The organism is Microbulbifer salipaludis (assembly GCF_017303155.1).
Lineage (GTDB): Bacteria > Pseudomonadota > Gammaproteobacteria > Pseudomonadales > Cellvibrionaceae > Microbulbifer > Microbulbifer salipaludis.
The window spans coordinates 831,669-856,010 of record NZ_JAEKJR010000001.1; the positions used below are offsets into that span (position 1 = coordinate 831,669).

Annotated in this window: 14 protein-coding genes and 1 tRNA gene; 13 read left to right on the plus strand and 2 right to left on the minus strand. The window is 58.0% G+C overall.

Translation table 11 applies throughout. The annotated features are described in order from the left end of the window. A complete protein-coding gene (locus tag JF535_RS03465; protein ID WP_206999143.1) occupies positions 1-10,332 on the plus strand; it encodes a filamentous hemagglutinin N-terminal domain-containing protein in 10,332 nt (3,443 codons plus the stop codon). Positions 10,333-10,410: 78 nt separating this feature from the next. Here the strand turns inward: JF535_RS03465 and JF535_RS03470 are convergent. Continuing rightward, positions 10,411-10,497: transfer RNA gene (locus JF535_RS03470), tRNA-Leu, on the minus strand. 305 nt (positions 10,498-10,802) lie between these two features. Here JF535_RS03470 and rnr point away from each other — a divergent pair. From rnr to dnaB, 11 genes are all read left to right on the plus strand, one after another. After that, positions 10,803-13,670: a ribonuclease R gene (gene rnr / locus JF535_RS03475; RefSeq protein WP_206999145.1), complete on the plus strand. Its 2,868-nt coding sequence runs from the start codon at positions 10,803-10,805 to the stop codon at positions 13,668-13,670. A 3-nt stretch (positions 13,671-13,673) separates the two neighbouring features. Then, the gene (rlmB, locus tag JF535_RS03480; protein WP_206999147.1) at positions 13,674-14,432 is read left to right on the plus strand and encodes a 23S rRNA (guanosine(2251)-2'-O)-methyltransferase RlmB; all 759 of its coding nucleotides are present in this window, start codon (positions 13,674-13,676) and stop codon (positions 14,430-14,432) included. Positions 14,433-14,736: 304 nt separating this feature from the next. Beyond that, the gene (locus JF535_RS03485) at positions 14,737-15,303 is read left to right on the plus strand and encodes an RNA polymerase sigma factor (RefSeq protein WP_082859184.1); all 567 of its coding nucleotides are present in this window, start codon (positions 14,737-14,739) and stop codon (positions 15,301-15,303) included. A 73-nt stretch (positions 15,304-15,376) separates the two neighbouring features. Next, positions 15,377-16,039 (plus strand): anti-sigma factor family protein, encoded by a 663-nt coding sequence (locus JF535_RS03490; protein ID WP_206999149.1) that lies wholly within the window; start codon positions 15,377-15,379, stop codon positions 16,037-16,039. 40 nt (positions 16,040-16,079) lie between these two features. Beyond that, positions 16,080-16,682, plus strand: a complete 603-nt coding sequence (locus JF535_RS03495) for a hypothetical protein (protein WP_153039102.1) — start codon at positions 16,080-16,082, stop codon at positions 16,680-16,682. A 96-nt stretch (positions 16,683-16,778) separates the two neighbouring features. Continuing rightward, entirely contained in the window at positions 16,779-18,101 is a 1,323-nt protein-coding gene (locus JF535_RS03500) for a tetratricopeptide repeat protein (protein WP_206999151.1), read from the plus strand. 540 nt (positions 18,102-18,641) lie between these two features. Further along, positions 18,642-19,091: a 30S ribosomal protein S6 gene (gene rpsF / locus JF535_RS03505; RefSeq protein WP_066960626.1), complete on the plus strand. Its 450-nt coding sequence runs from the start codon at positions 18,642-18,644 to the stop codon at positions 19,089-19,091. A gap of 12 nt (positions 19,092-19,103) precedes the next feature. Then, on the plus strand, positions 19,104-19,334 hold the full coding sequence (rpsR, locus tag JF535_RS03510) for a 30S ribosomal protein S18 (protein ID WP_066960629.1): 231 nt from the start codon (positions 19,104-19,106) through the stop codon (positions 19,332-19,334). Positions 19,335-19,397: 63 nt separating this feature from the next. After that, a complete protein-coding gene (locus JF535_RS03515; RefSeq protein WP_242523573.1) occupies positions 19,398-20,222 on the plus strand; it encodes a YybS family protein in 825 nt (274 codons plus the stop codon). Between the two features lie 34 nt (positions 20,223-20,256). After that, positions 20,257-20,703 (plus strand): 50S ribosomal protein L9, encoded by a 447-nt coding sequence (gene rplI, locus JF535_RS03520; protein WP_206999155.1) that lies wholly within the window; start codon positions 20,257-20,259, stop codon positions 20,701-20,703. Between the two features lie 198 nt (positions 20,704-20,901). Beyond that, on the plus strand, positions 20,902-22,347 hold the full coding sequence (dnaB, locus tag JF535_RS03525; RefSeq protein WP_206999157.1) for a replicative DNA helicase: 1,446 nt from the start codon (positions 20,902-20,904) through the stop codon (positions 22,345-22,347). 334 nt (positions 22,348-22,681) lie between these two features. On the opposite strand, the gene JF535_RS03530 is transcribed toward dnaB, so the two are convergent. Beyond that, a complete protein-coding gene (locus tag JF535_RS03530) occupies positions 22,682-23,173 on the minus strand; it encodes a L,D-transpeptidase family protein (RefSeq protein WP_066962089.1) in 492 nt (163 codons plus the stop codon). 366 nt (positions 23,174-23,539) lie between these two features. Here JF535_RS03530 and bioD point away from each other — a divergent pair, with 366 nt between their 5' ends. Then, positions 23,540-24,241 (plus strand): dethiobiotin synthase, encoded by a 702-nt coding sequence (gene bioD, locus JF535_RS03535; protein WP_206999159.1) that lies wholly within the window; start codon positions 23,540-23,542, stop codon positions 24,239-24,241. Positions 24,242-24,342 lie beyond the last annotated feature (101 nt).

Below are 24,342 nucleotides of genomic sequence, written 5' to 3' on the forward strand. Positions count from 1 at the left end.
GTGACTGATAATACTGGTGTCGGCTCGTTGAATTACGAATATGCCATCGATGGGCAGTTTGCCCATATCGATTGGGCCGATTTTGTTATCGAAGCAGACGAAAGCGCTAAGTTTAATTTTACCGGTGTCAGTGGAGACTTCGATCCATCGGCAATGGTGATCAACCGGGTTCTTGAGGGAAGCACAGAAATTTTCGGGACTCTGAGCTCCAATGGTCATGTCGTATTGATTAATCCCCGAGGCGTACTTTTTGGTGAGAATTCGGTGGTGAGTGTGGCAGCGCTCACCGCTGCAGCGATGAACGGCAACATCGCGGGTGCAGATGGGGATTACGAATTCACGTTGGGTGATGCGGCAGCCACAGTGAGCGTTGCCGCCGGCGACCAGATTTTCGCGCCTGGCGGTATCACGTTAATTGGCGCCAGCGTTTCGAACGCCCGTGATCTGACGGCGGCAGAAAACGGAGAGCTGGTCACCGGTAGTATCAATTTCCATGCTGGCGAGAGAATGACCCTTACCCTGGCAGGCGGACTTGTCACTGGCGTTGCTATCAGCGAAGAGGCTGCCGATATCGAATTTGGCGAGGGTCTTGATGTTATTAACTCCGGTAATCTAGAAGCCGTGCAGGTGGTGATGGAGGCGCGCGCAGCCAGGTCACTTGTCGGCGCAGCAGTAAACAACACAGGCACTGTAATCGCGACCGGTATCGATACCAGTGGAGGGACGATCACCCTGGGAGCCTACGGGCCAGGTTCTGCAACGATTCACAATAATGGATCGCTGACCGTCAGTAACGGTGAAGTTGAGAATGCTGTTGCCGGAACAATCAACGTTACTGCCGAGGAGATTACTCTCGGGACCGATAGTGCGTTGATTGCGGACGCAAATACCTACACCAATACCGATCCGGTTACGGTGATTGATACAGTGGCGGATGGTGGTGATATCACCGTGAGCGCATCTCAGAGTCTGACTCTGGATGGAACCATTAGTAGTACCGGTAACGGTTCGGGTAGTACCGGCGGTACGGTCAAAACTATCTCTGAATCGGTCATTTCTGGCGCATCCACGGTGTCCGTGGTTACCGATGATGCAGATGCTGCTAGTGGTGGGGAGTGGCAGGTTACCACGCAATCTGTGGCTCTGGATGGTGTTGACTGCGCCGGCAACTGTATCAGCTCTGCCGCGGTCGTTGGCGCACTGGATGACAACGCTGCGGTAACGATTGATGCGAGTGCCGAGACTCTTACCGTTGAGGCGGGTTTGGTTTGGCGTGGGGAATCTTCTCTTAATCTCGAATCTCAAGACACTGTGACGCTGACCTCCGGACAGGCAGTAACCGCAATTAATGGCAGCCTGAACGTAATAGCAGTTAATGGTTTCAGAAACAGCGCTGATGTTGATGTTGGAAATTTCTCATTGGATGTAGGCGCGCTAAATGTTGCAGAGGACAGCCCACCAACTGTTAGTAGCCTCGGGGATCTCCAGTCCGCAAACACTCTGGCCATAACCAACCTGGGCGGAAATCATCACTTTGATGTCAGCGCCATTTCCTCAATTTCGGAAATTGACTTGAGCGGCGGAGTAACAAACCTTAAAGGTGACTTGTCAACAAGTATTGCATCTATCACAGATGCCGATGGCGTTTTGGTTGGTGAAGGGGTCACGCTCTTTGGAAATAACGCAGCTGATGGTGTTGCCGACGATGCGTTCACCCTATCTGTCGATGGGAAGGTTGAATACGATGACGTAATTTTCGAGAACCTCGATGCTGTGAATGGTCTCGGGGGCCTGGATGCTATTGACGCTAGTGCCTTCGGTCCAGGAGTCAGTCTCACCGACAACGCCGGTGAGCTGCTGGACGCCGATGGACTGGTTATTGCCGGCATAACAGAGATCACCACCGGCACATTGACTGGTTCGACGAACCAAGAAGCCTTCGATCTGGTTGCCGGCGCTACTCTGAGCGTCGACACATATACCGGGTATAACTTCTACGACGTTACGAACCTGAACGGCAATGGCGGCTCTGATAGTTTCCAGAGTGCTGCCGACGGCGACTGGGTGCTTGCAGAAAATCTCGCCAGTGTCACCCACGGCGGAAATCTCACGATTGAAAATATCGATTTATTTTCCGGTGGTTCAGGAAACATTGTCGGTGGTGGTAATAGCTACTTCTTCAATGTGAGCAGTGGCACTACCGTTGCCGTGGCAAATAACATGGAGTTTACTGGCAACACATTGACATTCAATGGCATCAGCAAAGTAGAGTCCGGCGGTGAATTGAATGCGCTGGGTCTCTCAGGTGCTTACCTTAAGGATGATAACAATGTAGCGGCAGAGGTTTTTGTTGATACCGCCAGTGACGATAGTGGGGTCAAGTTTATTGGTTTGTCGGATGTCAGGGTGTCGCTGATAGATACTGCGCAAGCCGGCGGAATCGCTTTATCTGTGGTCGAAAATAATAGCGCTGAGTTAACTGACCCCACTTTCACAGAGGTCAAGCTAGAAATTCATGACCTGGATGACGTAATCGGTGCTTCTGGAAATACACTTTCTTCGACCGGTGACTGGGAAGTAGGCGGTGCTGGTGCAAGTAATAAGAGAATCAATTTTACCGGAGCTTGGACGGTTACCTCGAATGGTGCAGACCTTGCAGCCGAAAGAAATATCGAAAATAACTTTTCTGTTAATAGCGAAGGTTATGTCGGAATTCACGAAATTCTATTTACTGATTTGGTGACTGTCTCACCGGGTGGCGGTTCGAGTGCTAGTGTTCTGGATGCTTCTGGATATGAATACGGAGTTGTCATAGGTGCCGATAACAATAGTGTCGCGCTCCTTACGGATGCGAACGGCAGCACTGGGACAGTATTTTCAGGGTTGAGTAGCGTAACTTCTGATCTTCTTGCGGCACGCGATGATGCCGGAACTACCACATTTTCCATCGAGAACGATGGAACGAATGACTATTTTGATGCCAGTGGTAGCAATATCAGGTTCTATGATTTGCTGATGATTCAGGGCACTGAAAATGGAACAGAGGTTGTTAATTGGAATGACAGTTGGACCCTGAATAGCGCCGCTGAATCCGGTATATATTTTTTAAGTAGTTCCGGGGTTAGTGTTATCGGTTTCGATACCATCAACACTTCCGGCGGCACTCTGGACTTCAATGTCGGTGAGAGTTTCACTATTGAATCTGACGGCGGCGTCACCGTTGCAAATACCACTTTTAACGGTCTTGCCATGCTGCAGAAAGGTTTGGGATTTGACGGTGGTGCTGCACGCGATCCTTCTCTGGATGCCTCTGCCTTTTCGGATGGTTTGACTCTCACCGACAATGTGCTCGAAGTGGTCGCCGGCAACCTGACCATTTCCGATATCTCCAGTATTACCGCTAACAAAGTGACCGCATCTACTAATGCGATTACCCAGCATGACTTCGTGATCGGCTCTAATAACGATTCGCAGACAGTAACCGTTAACGGAATGCTTTTCGGGGAGCTGCAAGAAGTGATCTCTGACGGAAACGACACTTTTTCGGAACGGGCCTCCGGATTGGCGGTGCTCTATCTCGACGACGCGAGTGGCAGCAAGATTTATTCGCATCTCGCCGGGGCTGAAAATGAGGTTGGTTTCTCCGTTGATAACGGTATCGCCTTTTCCGGTTTTGGTTCCACGCGTGTCGCAACAGTTGATACCAATGGGCAGAATGTTGTCCTGGATGTGAACTCCGAAAATAACGCGGACCTCGATAGCGGTGCGTTCACATTTACCGGCCTTTCAAGTATCGAAGGGTCCGGTAATGACCAAGTCGCAGGTTCTGGTATCTGGGCCCTGGGTAGCGGTAGTGTAAGCAATGCCTCCATTGTTTTCTCGGGTGCATGGGACGTTGTTGCCTCTAATGGTGAACTTCAGGGTAGTGATGCGCAGGAAACCTTCACCCTGGGGAATGGCGGAGCGCTGGATGTTTCCGGATATTCCGGATACGAATTTAGTGGTTTCACCTCGGTTACTGCAGGTGCGAGTAGCGATAGTGTTTCCAGTGATAGTAATATCCACTGGACTCTTCTTGATACGAATTCTGCCGAGAGCAGCAATGGAATTACCTTCGACGGCTTCAGTAGCATCAATGCGGATGCGGCCACGCTCACCGGCACCGCAGGCGACGATACCTTTACACTGACAGGCAGCCAAGCCGATGGGGCTACCGTCGGTTTCGGTAGCATGGTATTTACCGGCCTGAGCGAGGTGCTCGGTAACGGTTCGACCTATGATGTCATCATCAACCCCACCGCGATCGGTGACCAGCTGGATGCCAGCGGCTACAGCGATGCACTGGCCCTAACCGGCAGCGACGGTGAATTGCACGTTGCAGGTTCGCTGACGTTCGAGGGCCTAAATTCAGCGACTCTCGCCAATCTGACTGCAACCGACAATGCAGAGATTTTCGCCGTAAGCGATTCAGGTGCATTGACGGTTGCCGGTTTGAATATTTCCGGTCTTACCGAGGTCCACGGTGAAGGCGGCAACGACAGGCTTGTTGCCATCGATACGCCGACCATGGAAAGCGGCTATGTCAGTAGCAGCGGGATACAGTTCTATGACTTGGGGACCATCGAAGCGGCCACTCTGGAAGCCACCAATGACGACGATACCATCGCATTCGATGACTCCGGCATTCTGACTGTCAATGGCATTACGGTTGAAAATGTCACATCTATTGACGCACGCGGCGGCGATAACGACAGCGTTACCGGCATGGATGGCCAGGACTGGCAGCTACTGAGTAGCACCAGTGCGGAAAACAATGGCATTACTTTTATCAATGCGGAGACACTAGCGGCGGTCAATGGCGGCCTGCTGGGAACCACCGGTGCCGATAGTTTCACACTGAACGCGAATGGCGGCGTCACCTTTGCGGACAGTATGACCATATCTGACATGACGTCTCTGCATGGCAATGGCGGTGTAGATAGCCTGAATGCCAGTGCCTTTGATACAGGCATTAGCCTGACCGATACCTTCGGACAGCTGGATGCCGGCGGACTGTCCGTTACCGGTATCACCGAGATTACCACCGAAATTGTAAACGGCACGGCAGGTCAGGAAGCCTTCAATCTGGCTGACGACACGCTGACCGTAAGCACATACGTGGGCTACAACTTCTACGGCGTTGCCGAACTCAACGGCAACGGCGGCTCCGATCGTTTCAACAGTGTTTCCACTGGCGACTGGGTGCTGGCAGAAAACCTGTCCAGCGTTATCTTTGAGCGCGCAACTGGACGCGACCTGTTAATTGAAGGCATCAACACCTTCACCGGTAACTCCGGCGCGATTAAGGGGCACAACAGTGGGCACGCATTTGAAGTTACTGCTGACAATGCAGTGATCGTTGATGGCACACACCAGTTCAGTGGTGTCAGCGATGTCGATGCGGGCACTGGCACGGACGAGGTAACAGCCATCGCCGAAGTTACCCTGGCGGGATCGGACGGCGCTTTCAATACCAGCGCAATTGAGTTTGCTGGCATTGATCAAGCCACTGCGTCCGACCTTCGGGGCAGCACTGCAGCGGAAACCTACACCTTGCAGGGCAGTGGTGCTCTTGAGGTCGCAGGCATTGAGTTCACCGGTCTGAGCAACGTCAGCGCAGGCTCCGGGGCCGATCAAGAGGACCAGGTGGTATCTCGCGGCGGCCAGGACTTCACGCTGAATGTGGATAAATCGGTTAACCACGACGGCATCGTGTTCAGCGAGGTGGAGCGCTTCAGTGCTCCGGATGACGACGCCAACCTCGATGCCACCGCTTTTGTCGCGGGTCTGACTCTCACTGGCAATGCGCGGGAGGTCATCGCCGATGATGTCACCTTCAGTGGTCTGATATCGGCCGATACCGCGTCACTGATCGGCAGTGCCGGGACCGATGTATTCGCACTGACCAGCGACAGCATCACTGCTCGCCTGATTCAGTTTGCCGGGGTCACCAGCGTCACCGCCGGTGGTACCGGCAACAGCGTTGAGAGTGCCGGCGGCATCAATTGGACACTGGTGGATGCAGACTCTGCACAGAGCAGTAATAGCGTGACCTTTGACGGCTTCAGCAGCATTGATACCGATGCTGCTACGGTCACCGGCACCGGCGGCGACGATACTTTCACCCTGATCGGCAGCGAAGCCGATGGCGCAACCGTTTCATACGGGGACATGGCATTTACCGGCCTGAGTGAAGTGCTCGGCAACGGCTCGACCTACGATGCCATCACTAACCCCGCCACTACTGGCGACCAGCTGGATGCGAGCGGTTACAGCGATGCGCTGGCCCTGACCGGCGCCGATGGTGAACTGCGGACTGCGGCGGGGCTGACCTTTGCCGCTCTGAACTCCGCCGTACTGGCAGAGCTTGATGGCTCCGCTGCGGATGAGACCTTCCAGATAGCTGGCGATGGTGCGATCACCGTGGCGGCCCTGAATCTCTCGGGGCTGAGCCAGGTCAATGGCAACGATGGCACCAATACGATTCGTTCCGCCGGCTCTGCGGACATGAGCGAAGATGGTGATTTTGTGACCGCCGAGGGTATCGTATTTTACGATATCGACATCCTTGATGTTGGCGTTGTGGGAGCTACCAACCGCGACGATGACATCCTGTTTAACGCTGACGGCAGTGTCACCGTCAATGGATTGGAAATTGGCTCCTCTACCCGCGTGGATGGGTTGGGTGGTACCGATACTGTGACCGGGTTCAGTGGCGCGGACTGGACATTGCTGGGAGACAGCAGTGCCGAAAACAATGGCATAACTTTCCTGAACGTGGAAATCCTCAATGCCCTTAATGGAGGGTTGTACGGGACCAGTGGTGCCGACGACTTTATCTTGAACAGCGACGGCAGCATCTCCGCAGGATTGCTCACCGTCAACGATATGACGTTTGTGGACGGCGTGTCGGCGGACAACACCCTGGATGCCAGCGCATACAGTGGACTGACCTTGTCCGACACAGCGGGAGAATTACTTGCGGATACACTTGGCCTGCTGGGTATTGCGCAGGCGACCACCGGTACACTGACCGGCAGTACGGGGGCAGACGTATTTACGCTTGCCAGTGATGGCGCAATCAATGTTGCCGGTATCCAGTTTGATGGGGTCGCCACACTCGCCGGTGGCGCGGGCGAGGATAGTTTCAGCAGTGCCATCAGTGGGGACTGGCAGCTTGCAGAAAATACCGCGAGCCTTCAGCACAATGGTGTGTCGATCTCCGGTATCGAGGCGTTCTCCGGTGGCTCCGGGCGTGTTGTCGGTGATGATGGTGGGCATACCTTTGCAGTAACGGGCAATGGCGCACTGACTGCCGACAGCGTTCAGTTCGATGGTGTAACCGCGGTTGAAGGTGGCGTAGGTAGCGACGATGTCAGCGCTATTTCCAGCGTCGAGCTGGCGGGGGCTGACGGAGCGTTCAGCAGCAGTGCGATGAACTTTACCGGCATCGACAGCGTGAGCACCTCCACCCTGGTTGGAAGCACCAGCGCCGAACAGTTTGTGTTGTCGGGCAGTGGCGCCCTCACCGTGAGTGGTATCGCTTTCCGGAATCTGGGCACCGTCTCCGCGGGCGCTGGCGAAGACGACGAAGTGATCTCCCGTGCGGGGCAGGGATACGCGCTGGCTGGCGACAATAGCGTTAGCCACGACGGTATCCAGTTCAGCGAAGTGGAAAGCTACGTTGGGCAGGGTGTGAGCCTGTCGGTGAGCGGGCAGGCAAGCGCAAGCATCACCGCCAGTGGCACAGTCGCGTCCGGTGCCTCCACGTTCAGTGGGCTGCAGCGCCTGGCGTTGGAAGATGATGTGACTGCGCTGGAGGCCTGGAATAGCGTCACGTTGTCGGGCGCCAACGCGGTGACCAGTGGCGATATCCGCGTGAGTGGCGTCGGCGTGGTGACCGCCACCGGTGCATTGACCGGCACCGGCGGCGCTGACGAATTTACCGTAACCGGAAACGGTGCGCTTACCAGTCTCGGTATGACATTCGGCGATGTGTCTTCAGTAACGGGCGCCGGCGGCAGCGATACGATAGTGGGTGCCGCTGACAGCGGCTGGCAGTTGGGCACTGAATCTGGTTCCGTGTCCCATGCCGCCATTGCCTTCAGTGAAATGGAGCAGGCCAGTGGCGGCAATGGCATTCTCGACGGTGCGGATACCGATACCCAGTACGCACTGGCTTCCGATGGAGGCCTGCAGGCAGGGGGCATCCATTTTGCGGGTATTACGGACGTCAACGCAGGGGCGGGGTCGGATCGGGTAACGAGCGCCAGCGGTGTGCGCTGGACTCTGGGAAATAGTGCGGGGAGCGCAAGCACGGCAGGTGTGACCTTCCGCGGGATCGATCAGATCGCCACCCAGTCCGCAGTCATCGATGCTACCCAAAACACGACGGCCGAAAGCTTTGCGCTGAGTGCGGATAGCAGTGAAATTTCTGTATTCGATCTGCTGTTTGTCAGTGTCGCGGAGGTATTTGCCGGTGGTGAAGGGGATAACGAGGTGGTCAGCGGTGCCGATAGCTGGCAGTTGGCGAGCGGCGCGCGGGTATCCGCCAACGGGGTAACCTTCAATGGTATCGATCGAGTGGTGACGGACAGTGCCAGCCTGACTGGCACCAGTGCGGACGAGCAGTTTGTCCTCGCCGGAGAATCCGGTGGGTTGAGTGTCGACGGCATCGATTTCAGCGGGGTCAGCCAGGTGACCGGTAATGGTGGTGCGGATTCCCTGATTGGCACCTCAGCAGCGGATACATTCAACCTGTCAGGCGATGGTGGTATTACCGTCGCCGGTATCGATTTCGATGGTATTGGTCGTATTGACGCCGCCGGTGGTGTCGATACCGTCGCCAGCAGCGGGGCTAATTGGCGTTCGCTGGAGCAGGATGCAGCCTTGGTTGAGGGCGCGGCGGTCGCTGTTGTCGACTCCATCACCGTGCTGTTCGAGAACCTGGAACAAGTACAGACTACCGGTGCTTATGACGGCCCCACCTTCGGTGCCGATTACCTGATGACCGGTCCGCAGCGCCTGCAAATGGGCGGGGTCAGTTTCGCCGGCTTGGATTCCATCAGCGCGGGGAGTGGCAGCGATACCCTGTACGGGTTTGACGGTGATATGAGCTGGACCCTGGGGGCTAGCGGTGGCAGCGTTGCTACTGAGCAGTCCTCAGTGGGCTTCAGCGGTTTTGAGCAGATCGTTGCTGGAAGCGGAGTCGATACCTTCAATCTGAATGGCGGCGCCCTGGTCTCACTGGATACCGGCGCTGGAAATGACACCGTAGTGATGAGCGGAGCGCTGCTCGACAGCCTGTCGCTGGGCGCCGGTGACGACCTGCTGCAGATTCTGGCAGGCGTCCAGCCCACGCAGCTTCTTGGGGGCTCTGGTAGCGACCAGCTGCAGATGCAGCTGGCGGCGAAGCAGCAGTGGCGGATCACCGGAAACTCTGACGCGCAAAACCAGGTGGGTGAATTTACCTTTGGCGGTTTCGAGTCGTTGCAGGATAGTGCCGGTGGCCTGGATCTGGTTTCGAGCCAGCAAATGGACTTCACCTACGATGGTGGTAGTGCCGGTGTCGAGTTTATTGGTGGCGATATGGCGCTGGCATACGACAGTACTGGCGATTTGGTTCTGGTCAGCAGCACTACACAAACCATCGGTGGCTCCCTCAAGGCCGCCAATGCCGACTTCACCCTGGCCGGCGATCTGGATATCGAGTCCGACCTCCAGTCCCTGTCACTGCGTGCCAGCGGCGGCAATATCGATGTATCGATTGTGGAAGCCGACGACCTGGTTATCGGCCAGATTAACGTAGGCCGCGGGAATCTGGCCCTTGCCAGTGCAAACTTTGGCCTGTTGACAGCTGAGAGCGTTCGCGAGACCCACATTACTGCGGGTACCGCGGTGATCGGCACCGCGCAACAGCGCTGGGGCAATATAGGCACCGTAGTCAACCCATTGCGGTTCAATGTCACCGAGTCCGTGGATATCGTTTCGCTGTTTTATTACGAGCCGGCGTTCGAGGGGCGGATGCCACTGTTTGCCGCCATCGGTAACAAGGGTGTCTCCATTGCCAGTAACGAGACCGCTCAGGGGTTGAAGTCTGCGGTGCAGAACCCGGTGGATGATATTGCGCAGCTGGATCCGGGTATCTTCACCGAGGTGGCTCCGTACAGTCTGGGCGTGGATGTGCTGAATTTGCCGGAAGTGCGGCTGCAGGGAGGGGCGCTGATACCCATGGAGGAGGATGAAGAGGAGAAGCGTCGGCGCGAAACTTCCGCGGCGGTGGGGGGGCGATAACCTTGCCCCCGGCCGGGGCTTGACCCCGGCGCGCACAAAAAAAGGCCGACTCTCGCGAGTCGGCCTTTTTTGCAGATATGGTGCCCAGGAGAAGACTTGAACTTCCACGACCTTGCGGTCACTAGCACCTGAAGCTAGCGCGTCTACCAATTCCGCCACCTGGGCAAATCAACGGTGTGCTCCGTTGAGGACGCGCACTATATTGAGTTGGTTGCGGGGTGTCAACGGTTTTTGTTGCCTTTTGTGCCATCGGGGCGGCAGGGCCCCGCGCGGCCAGGCTGGTCGCTGGCGGCAACTGCAAAAGCGGGTCGGGAATTGCCCGCAAATCGCTTATACTCGCGGCAATGTGCAACGTTTCGGGTGGCTAAGGGCCGCTCCCGGCATTCGCCACTTCTGGTTGCACCCACTCGAATACCGCTGCGCCGCGTGCATGCCGGGGCTGTGCAGACTGCACGGTCGATCGCAGAACAATGGAAGCTGTTTTGACACAAGACAAATCAAACACTCCCCCCGCTGACAGCGCTGGAACGGTCGCCGACCCCCACGCCGAACGCGAGGCGGAAAAATACGCAAAACCCGTCCCCAGTCGCGAGTTTTTACTGGACCTGCTGGAGCAGCAGGCCGGGCCTGTTTCCTGGGAAGCGGTTGCCGACCTGCTGTCCATCGACGATGAGGATCGCCGCGAGGGCGTGCGGCGGCGGCTGATTGCCATGTCCCGCGACGGCCAGATTGCCAGCAACCGCGCCGGGGATTTCGGCGTGCTCGACAAAATGAGCCTGGTGCGCGGGCGGGTCATAGGCCATCGCGATGGCTTTGGTTTCGTCTCCCCCGGAGACGGCAGTGATGACCTGTTCCTGTCCCACCGCCAGATGCGCAAGGTGTTTGACGGCGACGAGGTGCTGGTGCGGGAAACCCCCGGCGGCTTTCGCGGCAAGCGTGAGGGCGCCGTGGTGCGGGTCATCAAACACAACACCCACCAGCTCGCCGGGCGCCTGTATCGGGAGGACGGTATCTGTTTCGTGCGCCCGGATAATCCGCGCATGACCCTGGATGTGATGGTGCCCGAGGGCAAGTGTGCCGACGCCCAGAGTGGCCAGTATGTGGTGGTGAATATCACCGCACAGCCGGGACGCAATGCGCTGCCCCACGGGGAGGTGGCGGAGGTGCTCGGCGACCACCTGGCACCGGGCATGGAGATCGATGTTGCCATCCGCAACTACGGTATTCCGCATACCTGGCCTGCCGCGGTACTGGCGCAGGTAGAAGGTATCGCCGACGAGGTGCTGGAAGAGGACAAAAAGGCGCGTGTCGACCTGCGCCAGCTGCCTCTGGTCACCATCGACGGTGAAGACGCGCGGGACTTTGACGATGCTGTTTACTGCGAGGTGCTGCCGGATGGTAACTGGAAGTTGCTGGTTGCCATTGCCGACGTATCCCACTACGTGGCCGTGGGCACGCCGCTGGATGTAGAGGCGCACCAGCGCGGTAACTCGGTGTATTTCCCGGATTTTGTGGTGCCGATGCTGCCGGAGAAACTCTCCAATGGGCTCTGTTCCCTGAACCCGGAAGTGGATCGGCTGTGCATGGTGTGCGAGATGCGCATCGACCAGTCCGGGAGCATCCTCGGCTACCAGTTCTTCGAGGGTCTGATGCGCAGTCATGCGCGCTTCACCTATACCCAGGTGGGTGAAATGGTCGACGAGCGGGACAATCGCGACAGCGGCATCCGCAAGCAGTTTGCCGCCCTGGTTCCCCATATCGACAACCTGCGCGATCTCTACGGCGCCCTGCGGGGCGCCCGCGACCGTCGCGGTGCAATCGATTTTGAAACCACGGAAACCCGCATCCTGTTTGACGCCACGCGCAAGATCGAACGCATCGTGCCGGTGCAGCGTAACGACGCGCACAAAATGATCGAGGAGTGCATGCTCGCCGCGAATGTATGCGCGGCGGAGTTGATGGAGACGGCGGAACTGCCGGCGCTGTATCGGGTGCACGATATTCCCAAGCAGGAGCGTCTGGAGAACCTGCGCGAGTACCTGGGTGAGCTGGGGCTGCGCCTGGACGGTGGCAGTGAGCCGCAGCCCAGTGATTACCAGGCGCTACTGCAGCAGGTAGATGGGCGCCCGGATTTCCACATTATCCAGACCATGTTGCTGCGCTCCATGAATCAGGCGGTGTACCAGCCGGAGAATCGCGGCCACTTCGGTCTCGACTATCGCGCGTATGCCCATTTCACCTCACCCATTCGACGCTACCCGGATCTGCTGTTGCACCGGGGGCTGCGCTGGCTGATCCGCAATGGCAGCGCCAACCCTGCTGCAGTGGCGCACAAGGTGCGTCAGGCGCCCGGGGCGCACGCGCTGGCGCGGGAAGACATCCTGCCCTACAGCACGGTGGCCATGGTGGAGCTGGGTGAGCATTGCTCCATGACCGAGCGTCGCGCCGATGACGCCACCCGCGATGTGGTGAGCTGGCTCAAATGCGAATATCTGCAGGATCACGTGGGCGAGGTTTACCGCGGTGTGATCAGTGCGGTCACCGGCTTTGGCCTGTTCGTGGAACTGGATGATTTATATGTGGAGGGCCTGATTCACGTCACGGCACTGCCCAAAGACTACTACCACTTTGAGCAGGCCCAGCAGCGCCTCGTCGGCGAGCGCAGTGGCACACGCTTCCATCTCGGGGACGGTGTCACCGTGCAGGTGGCGCGGGTCGACCTGGAAGAGCGCAAGGTCGACTTCACCTTTGTAGAGTTGCACCCGCGCCCCAGCTATAAAAACCCCAAATACCGAAAGCCCAGGGCAGAGAAAAAATCTTCCGGGCCTGACGTCCAGGCCGAGAAACCGGCGAAAGCAGTAAACGCCCCCAAAGCAGCGAAGTTGCGCAAGGGTGAGGAGTCAACCGAAGTGAGTGGTCGTGCGATGGAATTGGCGGTGGAGTTTCAGCAGGAACGCCAGCGCCGCAAGAAGCCGGATTTCAGTGCTGAAGAGAAAGAAGCCAGCCCCTGGGGCGCCGGTCTGAAAAAGAAAGCCCTGCAGGAAAACGACGAAGACGCGCCGCGGCCGATCCGGAAGCGCAAGGTGGGTAGCGAAGAAACAGAAATCGTGCCGCCGTCAGTAGAGCAGCCAGCAGAGGCAGAGTCGACAGAAGTGGCCCCGAAAAAACGCAAGCCGAAGAAAACGCAACCGCGTAAAGGTGGCAAGCGCCCCGCAGTTGCGGCGCGCAAGGCTGCTCAAAAAGCGGATAAGGCTGAATCGGCAGCGCGAGCGGCAAAAAAGAAGGCCAAGAAAAAGCTGAAGAAAAAACTATCGAAGAAACCAGGTGGGAATAAGTAAGTCGTGGCACAACATTTGGTTTACGGCCTGCACGCGGTGCAGGCTCTGTTGAAAAGTAGCCCGCAACAGGTACAGGAACTGTTGCTGTTGCGCGGGCGCAAAGATCAGAAACTGCAGAAAATTATTCGCCAAGCGGAGCAGAATGATATTGTCATCCGTTTTGTGGATCGGCGTGCCCTGGATGAAAAAGTCGGTGACGACGGCAACCATCAGGGTGCGGTCGCCGTGTGTGTTAGCGACACAAAGATTTACGATGAGCAGTTTCTGAAATCCCTGCTGCAGCAGCTGGATGAAAAAAATGAAGCGCCGTTCCTGCTGGTGCTGGATGGTATCACCGACCCACACAACCTCGGGGCCTGCCTGCGCTCTGCGGAGGCCGCCGGCGTGCATGCGGTGATCGCGCCCAAGGACAAGGCTGCGGGGCTCACGCCCACCGCGCGCAAGGTTGCCTGCGGTGCCGCAGAAGTACTGCCGTTTGTCACCGTGACCAATCTCGCGCGTACCCTGCAGATGTTGCAACAGGCGGGCGTGTGGATTTACGGTGCCGCCGGCGAGGCACAGCAGAATATCTATCAGTCCTCCCTCACCGGCCCCCTCGCTCTGGTAATGGGTGCCGAGGGTCCCGGCCTGCGCCGCCTGACCCGGGAAAACTGTGACCACCTGGTAAATATTCCCATGGCGGGCGAGGTCAGTAGTCTAAACGTGTCGGTCGCCACCGGCGTCTGTCTGTTCGAGGCGGTGCGGCAGCGTTCCGCCGGCTAGGCTCCGTCCCCGCCTTAGCGTCATGCCTGCGTTATTCCATCCGCGCGATTTTGCCGCTCCTTGTTGCCATGTCGCGCCATAAAAATCCCCCCTGATCGGCACCCATATTCTCGTTCTGTCCGGATTCGAGAAATCGGGTGCCTGTTTTTTCTATTACCGGCGTCTTTCTTTCTCCGCCCCTCCTCTCCTCCTCGACACTGTCACTAATCGCGCTATGTTTGCGGGAACCTTTTGTGGGTCTGATACGTGTTAATCGGCAAATCTTGAGAATCGCTACTGTGGGAATGGGGAAAGGAGTAATGGGGTGTCCTTAATTGATTTCTTTCGCGGGAGGGCAGCAAAGGAAGACTGCTTTACCGCGCTGGTGCGACCGCACCTGCGTCTGATGCACCGCATGGCCTACCGCTGGACACAGGAGCGGGCGGATGCGGAAGATCTGGTGCAGGATGTACTGACTCACCTGTTTCCCCGTGTTGATGAGCTGGCAACCGTGCAAAAGTTGGGGCCCTGGTTGATCAAAGTGCTCTACCGACGCTACGTGGACTTGTACCGCCGTCGCGCCCGTTCTCCCGTTGATGAAACCGCGCCCTGCGTCAGTGATGACCAGTTTTTTCAGGAGCGTCTGGAAGACGAGCGCAATCATTATCAACAACTCGAGCTACAGCGCATGCTGAATCGCGCGCTGTTCACCCTGGATGAGTCCTGGCGCGATGTTGTGCTGTTACATGACGTCGAAGGCTATACCGCGCTGGAAGTCGCCGAAATTCTCGATATCAATGTGGGCACCGTGAAGTCCCGGTTGCACCGGGCGCGAAAAAAACTGAAATCCGTGCTCGAGCCGGGAACCATTGAAGCCTTCGCTGCGTGTTAACCCATAGAAAAATGCGCGCGCTATCTCAGGTACAAAACGAGTGGCGGAATCGCTCTCTGAAGGAAGGATGAAAATGATGAACTGCTGTCAGGCTCGTCGCGAACTGGACTTGATGCAAAGGGAAAACAACAGCGTGCTGCTGAAGCACCTGCATCGTTGTAGTGAGTGCCGTGAATATGCCGAAGAGCTGCGTCTGGTAAATCTGCTGCGCACCATGCCAGCGCCCCAGCCGAGCGAATATTTCGAAGAGCGCGTGCTGAATGCGGCAATGCCGAAACGGCGCAATGCAGTGCAGGGTAACGTGCGCAAGTGGCAGCTGGCTACGGCCGCCAGTGTGTTGTTCGCGGTCATTGCGGCGCTGCCGCAGTGGCGGTCGTCCACGCCCATCGTTGAGGCATCGATGGTGCAGGCGTCAGCCTCAGAAGCGCTCCCGGTACGGGTCTCTGTGGATGCTGCACGCGCAATGGAAGGCGCTTTGATCAGTGTGTCTCTTCCGGAAAATCTCGCGCTTGAAGGATACGGTGACCAGCGGGAGTTGAGCTGGCGCACCAACCTAAACGCGGGCGCAAATCGGCTGACGCTGCCTGTGCGTGCGCGTACCGGGCAGCGCAATGAGATATTGATCCGCATTGAGCACGACGGTGCACGCAAAGAGTTTTATGTGCCGGTGGAGTTCCCTGCAAGAGGGGACTTGCCAGCTAACCAGGGTGCGGCTGTGACGCCGCAAACGATCTGACTTCCAACACAACGCTGAAAGACACAAATGAGGTTGAATTATGAAAACGTTGAAAGCATGGATGGCGCTGGGCCTGATGGTTACCGCTCCGATCGGTGGCAATGCGCTGGCCAATGAAGTCGGGGTGAATGCGGACCTGGATGTCGATGTTTCCGTGGTTGACGCGGAAGCCACCGCAGAAGACGCGATCAATGTGATCGAGCTGCCAGAGATGTCGAGCAGTTTCGCCGCGGAAGCCGCCGCTGAAGGTCTGGCGCAAGCCAACGCCGCGATTGCCGCCGGCAATGCCGATGCGGAAGCGGCGCAGGCGGAAATTCGCGCTGCCGGCAAGCTGAAGGCAGAAGAAATTGCGGCGCTGGTCGCCGATGCCATGGCACGCAGTGAGGCGGCGATTGCCAATGCCAACGCGGCGGCCCTGAGCGCACAGGAAAATGCGGCCGCTGCCCGCGAGGCCGCGGAAGAGGCCCTGAAGAACGCCCTGAGCGGTGCGGATTATGCGGGCTCGATGGCGGACGTGCGGGAGATCATCGACAACCTGCCGGAGGATGTGAAGGACCGCCTGCCAGTGGATCTGGAGGAACTGTTCGAGGGCATTCTGGACCTGGATCCCGCGGCGGCGGTGGATGCGGCAACGGACGGCTAACGATTGCAGAGGTAGCGGGTGAAGCCTGTTAGTGGATGATTCTTTTTAAGGGCTGGGCGCGGTGTGCCCGGCCTGTTGTGTTTGGAGGTATTGAAAATGGAATTGACACCAAAATTGCTCGCCGGCTTGCTCTGGTGGGGCGCGGTAGCCGCGCCTGCCATTGCCGAAGAGCCGTTTGCCAATGGCACTGCCGCATTTAAGGGCGGGGACTACGAGCGCGCATTGTCGCACTTCGAGCAGGCCCGTCAGCGTGGCCAGCAGGGCCCCAGCCTGACCTATAACCTGGGGGTGACCTTATTCAAACTTGGGCGCTATCAGGCAGCGCAGGCACAGTTTCAGCAGCTGCTGGAAGATCCTGAGTGGAGCGAGGTGGCGCGCCTGCAGCTGGGGTTGATGGCGGAAAAGCAGGGCCGCCCGGTTTCCGCAGTGGGTTACTACCGGGATCTTACCGATAGCGAGTCCCCCAAACTGCGTCGCCTGGCGCTGATGCGTCTCTCGGCGCTGGCGCGGGCCCCGGGAGCGGAGCCTGCCCCGGAACAGGATCCGGATCGTGGGTTGGCGCTGCTGAGCCTGACCTCGGGTTATGACAGCAACGCCTACTCGCTGCAGAATGAGCTGCTTACCGATGACTCGGTGGGCGCAGATACCTTCACCGAGCTGTTTGCCTGGGGTCAGTACCGCCTGCGGGGGACCGCAGAAGATGGTTGGCGCCTGCATGGGTTTGCTTTCGGCCGTCGTTACAGCGATCTGGAGAGCCTGAACCTCACCAGTTTCAATGCGGGTATTTCCCGGCATATGCCCTGGCAGGGTTGGCGGGTGGAGCTGGGGGGCGTCGCGGAGACCGCTTCCCTCGGTGGCGAGCGTGTCACCAATGAGTGGCGTCTTGTGGGGCGCATGCAGCAGGAGTTCGGCAATGGCGTGCTGACGCTGGCTTATCAGCCCAGTTATTTTAATGGCACAGAGACCTACCGTTACCTGGATGGCTGGCGCCAGCGATTTGAGGCGCGCTGGGCTGCGCCGTTGGCAATCATGGACATCGATGTGCTGTACCGCCTGGATTTGGACGACCGCCAGGACCTGGCTACCGCAGATGACGGTTTTTACAGTTATTCGCCGCGCCGGCAGACCTTCGGGGTTGAGGCTGAACTGCCACTGTCGTGGGGCTGGTCGCTGCACGCCGGCAGCCACTACCGTTTGAGCAACTACCGCGGCAACAACCAGTTGCAGGACAGCGACGGTGAGTTCAAGCAGCAGGCCCGGGAAGGCAATCGCCTGCGTAGTTGGATTGGGGCGGAGGTACAGTTGCTGCCACGCCTGCAGCTGGATGCGCGGGTAATTCGCACGAACAATGACGACAACTTCGATATCTACAGCTACGAAAAAACCGAAGCCAGCCTGAGTGTGCGCTACGTCTTCTGAGTTGGGTGCGGCTGCGAGGAACTGCTGTTGGGTGAAAAAGAGATGGAGGGGCGCTGGCGCCCCTCTGCGTAGTGAGTCCTGATTGTTATTCTTCGATCCCTGGAGATTATTGTTATTTTGACTGGGATGTTTGTATCGGAATTCGGGATTCCGCTTATTGTTATTGACCTTTGCAAGTAAGACGGGCGGGCGAAGTCCCCCCTCAAAACTTATTTCCAATTATTCGTGACTGATGCGGCGACTTCCGTTCCAGCGCGGTGCCCCGGCGGCCGGGGCGGGGTCTCGCAAATAGTGACTTCGAGGTCGGCCCGCTTGCCCGCGCCATTGCGGTTTCCCCTGCTGCCGCGCAAGAGACTATCTGCGCGACAGCGAATCGATCAACTTGCAACCAGTACGCCAGGCGCATAGAATACGCCGCCCGCAGAGCACCCGTCTGGGTTGCTGTTGCGCACTCCTTGCCTCACTGGGCGGCTGCTGTATCCAGACACGGATCTGGGCAGTGCCAAACCGGGAGGCTGTTTTAACCCGTAAGGAGCAAAAATGCGTCATTACGAAATTGTATTCCTGGTTCACCCGGACCAGAGCGAGCAGGTGCCCGGCATGGTCGAGCGTTACACTGCGACCATCAAAGAAAGCGGTGGCGACGTTCACCGTCTGGAAGACTGGGGCCGCCGCCGTCTGGCTTACCCGATCAACAAGATCCACAAGGCTCACTACATTCTGATGAATGTTGAGTGTACTGAAGAAGCGCTGGCCGAACTGACCACCAACTTCAAGTACAACGACGCCGTGCTGCGCAATCTGGTGATCCGTGAAGACGAAGCGATCACCGAAGAAAGCCCGATCATGAAGGCCGAGAAAGAGTCCCGCGAGCGCAAAGCTGCGCGCGCAGAACGCTCTGAGCGTCGCGAGCGCGCCGACCGTGAAGATTCTTCTTCCGAAGGCGCCGAGGAAGACAAGTCTTCCGACACCACTGAAGACGAAGAGTAAGGGGATAGTCAGATGGCACGTTTTTTCCGTCGTCGTAAGTTCTGCCGTTTCACCGCCGAAGGCACCAAGCGTATCGATTACAAAGATCTCGATACCCTGAAAGCCTACGTTTCTGAAACTGGCAAAATCGTACCGAGCCGTATTACTGGCACCAAAGCCAAGTATCAGCGCCAGCTGGCCACTGCGGTCAAGCGCGCGCGTTACATTGCGCTGCTGCCGTACACGGACAGCCACGAAGCTTAATCGCTTCGTAAGTACTGTTGTAATTAGAGAAGCTATCTAGTGCGCGCTATCGCTGAATTTGCCATGCGATCGCGCTTACGCGCGGTAATCCTCACCCTGGTGGGTATTCCGCTGATCAGCCCCGCCGTGCTGGCACTGGTGGGGTTGCGCCGCGGCAGTAGTGACGGCCTGTTTGTGCTGGTCTGGGCACTGTTGCCGGTGGTTGCCGCCACCGGAGCGGGCTATATGTCGCCGCTGATGGCCGGTATGGCAATCACCCACTTTGTGGGGGTGCTGGCCGGAGCGCTGGTGTTGCGTGCAACACGGGCGTGGAGCTGGGCGCTGGTGGTGCTGACCATCGCAACCAGCCTCGGCATTGTGGTGACCTCGCAGGTGTCCGGTGGATTGCTGGACAGCCTGATGCAGGCGGTCAATGAGGCCGCCGGTGGGGCGACTACCCCGGAAGCGCAGCAGGTGCGCAATGCATTCGCCAGCGAGGCGCAGGCCACCGGATACCTGACCTGGGTATCGGTGATCAGTGCAACCCTGGCACTGCTGCTGGGGCGTTGGTGGCAGGCATTGCTGTATAACCCCGGCGGTTTTCGGGAAGAGATGCACGCATTGCGTATGCCTCTACCGGTGGCTGCCGTCGGTATGTTGCTGTGGGTGTACTGCCTGGTCAGTGAGCACTTTGTGTTCTGGGGTGCGGTAGCCGCATTCCCCATCATGGTGGCGGGTATTTGCCTGATCCACTGGTTGGTAGCCCGCAAGGGCTGGGGACGCGGCCCACTGATTGCCATGTACATTACGCTGGTGATCGCTGCACTGCCGCTGGCCGGGTTCCTGTGCGGACTGGCCCTGATCGATAGCTGGATTGATATTCGCGCGCGCTCGAGCAACGACCGCTGAGCGGCGCACAAGAACTGAAACTGAGGGTTCCGAGATGGAAGTTATTCTGCTCGACAAAGTAGGCAAACTGGGCAATGTGGGCGACCGCGTTGAAGTTAAATCCGGTTTCGGCCGCAACTTCCTGTTGCCTACCGGTAAAGCCGTTCTGGCCAACGCAGCGAACATCGCTGAGTTCGAAGCCAAGCGCGCTGAGCTGGAAGCAGCAGCTGCTGCCAAAGTAAGCGAAGCCGAAGGCCGCGCTGCCAAGCTGGAAGGCCTGGTTGTCACCATCGCCGCTAACGCTGGCGACGAAGGCAAGCTGTTCGGCTCCATCGGCACTCGTGACATCGCCGAAGCGATCACCGCTGCTGGCGTTGCTGTAGAGAAAGCCGAAGTGAAACTGCCGGAAGGTGCACTGCGCGAAGTGGGCGAGTACGACGTAGACGTACAGCTGCACTCTGACGTGATCACCGTGGTTAAGGTTGTTGTAGAAGCCGAGTAAGCTTCTGCCGCGATCAGCACGCCTAGCCCGTTTCGAGGTGTGGTAACGGATTTTCCCGCTACCCCTCGAGGCGCGCTACAATCAGGCGCTGGATTTCCCCTGTGGGTCTCGGACCGACATTGGAAGCCCAGCGCCTGACTTGTTTGTGAGTCCGGTAAAATCGTTTTTGCGCTCGGAAGAATGGCAGCAGCCCCACAGATGAACGAATACGCCCCGCCTGAAGAAGAAACCCAGGAATCCCAGTCCAGTTCGCCGCTACCGCACTCGGTAGAGGCCGAGCAATCCGTATTGGGTGGACTGATGCTCGACGCCAGCCGCCTGGATGCGGTGGCGGAGCAATTGAGTGCAGAGGACTTCTTTGTCGCCAGCCATCGGGTCATCTTTGGTGTGATGCTGGAGCTGTCCGGGGGTGAGCAGCCGCTGGATATCGTCACCCTGGCCGAAGGCCTCGCCAGCCGCAATTTGCTCGCGGATATCGGCGGTCCCGCCTATCTCGCTGAACTCGCTGAAAATACCCCCTCCGCGGCCAATATCGTGGCCTACGCCAAGATCGTGCGCGAGCGCTCGATGCTGCGCCAGTTGATCGCCGCTGCCGGCGAGATCAGCCGAACCAGTTTCAATCCCGGTGGACTGGGGTCTGCCGACCTGTTGCAGATGGCCGAGCGCCGGGTGGCGGAAATCGCCGAGGGGCGCGCCAAAGAAGGCGGCTTTGTCGGCGTGGATACGCTGCTGAAGAAAACCGTTGAGCGGATTGATGAGCTGTTCAAGTCCGAGGGTGATATTACCGGTCTCAGCACCGGGCTGACCGAGCTCGACCAGCGCACCTCCGGCTGGCAGCCCGGTGAACTGATTATCCTCGCCGCCCGTCCCTCCATGGGTAAGACCGCACTGGCGCTGAACTTCGTCGAGGCGGCCATGTTGAGCCAGGAGAAGCCGACGCTGGTGTTCAGTATGGAGATGCCGTCCGACAGTCTGGTGATGCGGATGTTGTCGTCCATCGGCAAGATCGATCAGGGGCGTATCCGTAACGGCAAGCTGCAGGAGGACGACTGGCCCAAGCTGTCCAGCGCGGTGCAGAAGATGAAGGGCAAGGGGCTGTACATTGACGATACCCCGGGTCTGTCGCCCAGTGAGGTACGCGCGCGGGTGAAGCGCACGGTACGCGATCACACCAACCTGCTGATGCGGGCAGACCCCAAGCTGAGCCGGGAAGATGCGGAGCGCCGTGCGATGCCGGCGATGGTGATGGTGGATTACCTGCAGTTGATGCAGGTGAAGGGCAGTACCGAGGGGCGTACCCAGGAAATTTCCGAGATTTCGCGCTCTCTAAAAGCGCTGGCGAAGGAATACGAGTGCCCGGTGATTGCGTTGTCGCAGTTGAACCGGGGGGTGGAGCAGCGCCCGAACAAGCGCCCGATGAACTCGGACCTGCGGGAATCCGGGGCGATCGAGCAGGATGCGGATGTGATTCTGTTTATCTACCGCGATGAGTATTACAACGAGGACAGCCCGGACAAGGGCCTGGCGGAGCTGATTATCGGTAAGCAGCGTAACGGTGAGATTGGTACTTGCCGGGCGGCGTTTGTGGGCAAGTACACACGCTTTGATGACCTGGCGCCGGAGTATTATCAGGAAGAGCACTGAGACTGAAGTTCGAGTCGCAGAAGTCAAAATTTAAGGTGAATTGCTGGGTGCGGGTTTTCAGGATCGTCACAAACAGGATGTTTGTGCCGAAGCGCCCAGGGATGGGTTCACAGCGGTCCTGAAAACCCGCACCCAGTGATTCGCCGCCACGGTGGTGTTCCGGAGCACTGATCTCCGACACGGTGGCGGCCGAGCGCTTGGGCAAGTTTTTCGAATCGCTGCGAGTACATCCATGTACGCTCCGGCGCCGCCATCCATGGCGACGACGGTTCGAAAAACTTGCCCCAGCCCCCGGCCTTCAATTCACACTTTTATACGCTGTAGCCAGAGGACCTTACGGGAAAATCTCAATCGGCGTACCGGTATCCACCATCGCCCAGATCTCGTCCATTTCCGGGTTGGTTACCGCAATACAGCCATCGGTCCAGTTCATTCGGGTCAGGTAGTCTTCAATACCTTTCCAGTGCGGCTTCTGGCCGTGGATCATGATGGAACCACCGGGGCTGCGGCCCAGTTTTTTCGCCCGGGCGCGGTCTTGCGCGTTGGGGTAGGAGACCTGAATGGCGCGATAATAGGTGCTGTTCTTCTTTTTCCAGTTCAGGGTGTAGCGCCCCTCCGGGGTACGGGAATCACCCTCGTACTGCTTGTGGCCCACGGGGTTTTTGCCGAAGACTACCTTGTAGCTTTTCACAACCTTGCCGTTGCGTTTCAGCTGCATCAGGTGCTTGGACTTGTACACCACGACCTCGTCAACAGACTTGATCTTGGCAAGTGCCAGGGTGGGGACCAGGAGAAGGGCTATCAGACTGAGTTTTAGGTATCGCATGGCTCTCATCGGTAGTAATGGCATCAATGGTGTCATTCCGGGGCTTAAACATCAGCTTCCGTGCTTTCGCACTTCCACATCCCTGACCGTCGCGGGGCGTCTCGGCTTGCTGGCAAGGTTGAGTTGCCCGGCGGAGAAATGTGGTTGCGCGGTGCGACTTGGTGACGCAATAGCGTTATGACAGCGCTGTCCTAGGCTGTCGCCCCAAGCTAAGCCTGGGGGTATTGTTAGGCAATTATCCTAACCCCAGCCTTGTATGGCGATGAGGGTTGTGTGATTACTGCGCTATGTGGTCAATTTATCATCAAGTAGACCACGATTAAAGAGGCGTCAAAGAAAAACACCCAACAAATCGAGGAAGATTTTGTGACTCGCACGTTTTTTGTAACGGGAACCAATACCGAGGTTGGAAAAACCTATGTCACTGCGGCGTTGCTGCATGCGGCCGGCGCGCAGGGGCTGAAAACGGCGGCGGTGAAGCCGGTGGCATCCGGTTGTGAGCAGACCCCGGAGGGGCTGCGCAACAGCGATGCACTGACGCTGATGGCGGCGATGACTGAAGATATGCCCTATGAGCAGGTCAATCCGATCGCACTGGAGCCGGCGATTGCACCGCATATCGCCGCCATGGAAGCCGGCCGGCGCCTGGACCCTTCGCGGTTGGTGGGTATCTGCCGCGGGGTGATGAGCAGCAAGGCGGATCTGGTGCTGATCGAGGGCGCTGGAGGCTGGCGGGTGCCGCTGGCGCCGCGCCAGTTTTTATCCGACGTGCCACGGGCCCTGGAGCTGCCGGTCATACTGGTGGTCAGTATGGAGCTGGGGTGTATCAATCACGCGTTGCTGACTGCCGAGGCGATTCACCGCGATGGCCTGCCGTTGGCCGGCTGGGTCGCCAACTTTGTGCGCGGTCCCCAGAGTGACATGCCGCGAGCAGAGGAAAACCTGGCGACCCTGCGCACGGTGTTGCCGGCACCGTGTCTGGGCGTGCTGCCCCATGATGAATCTGGCGACTTCCGCTCTGGCGCCGCCCACCTCGATCTCTCTCCGCTGCTATCTTCATCCAACTGATGCGTAATGGCTGACGCCAGGGGCCGGACCGAGGGTCCGGCTTGACTTGGGGTGCGCTTCGGCCTAGATTTCAAACATGTGTTTGAAACAAACGATTGAGT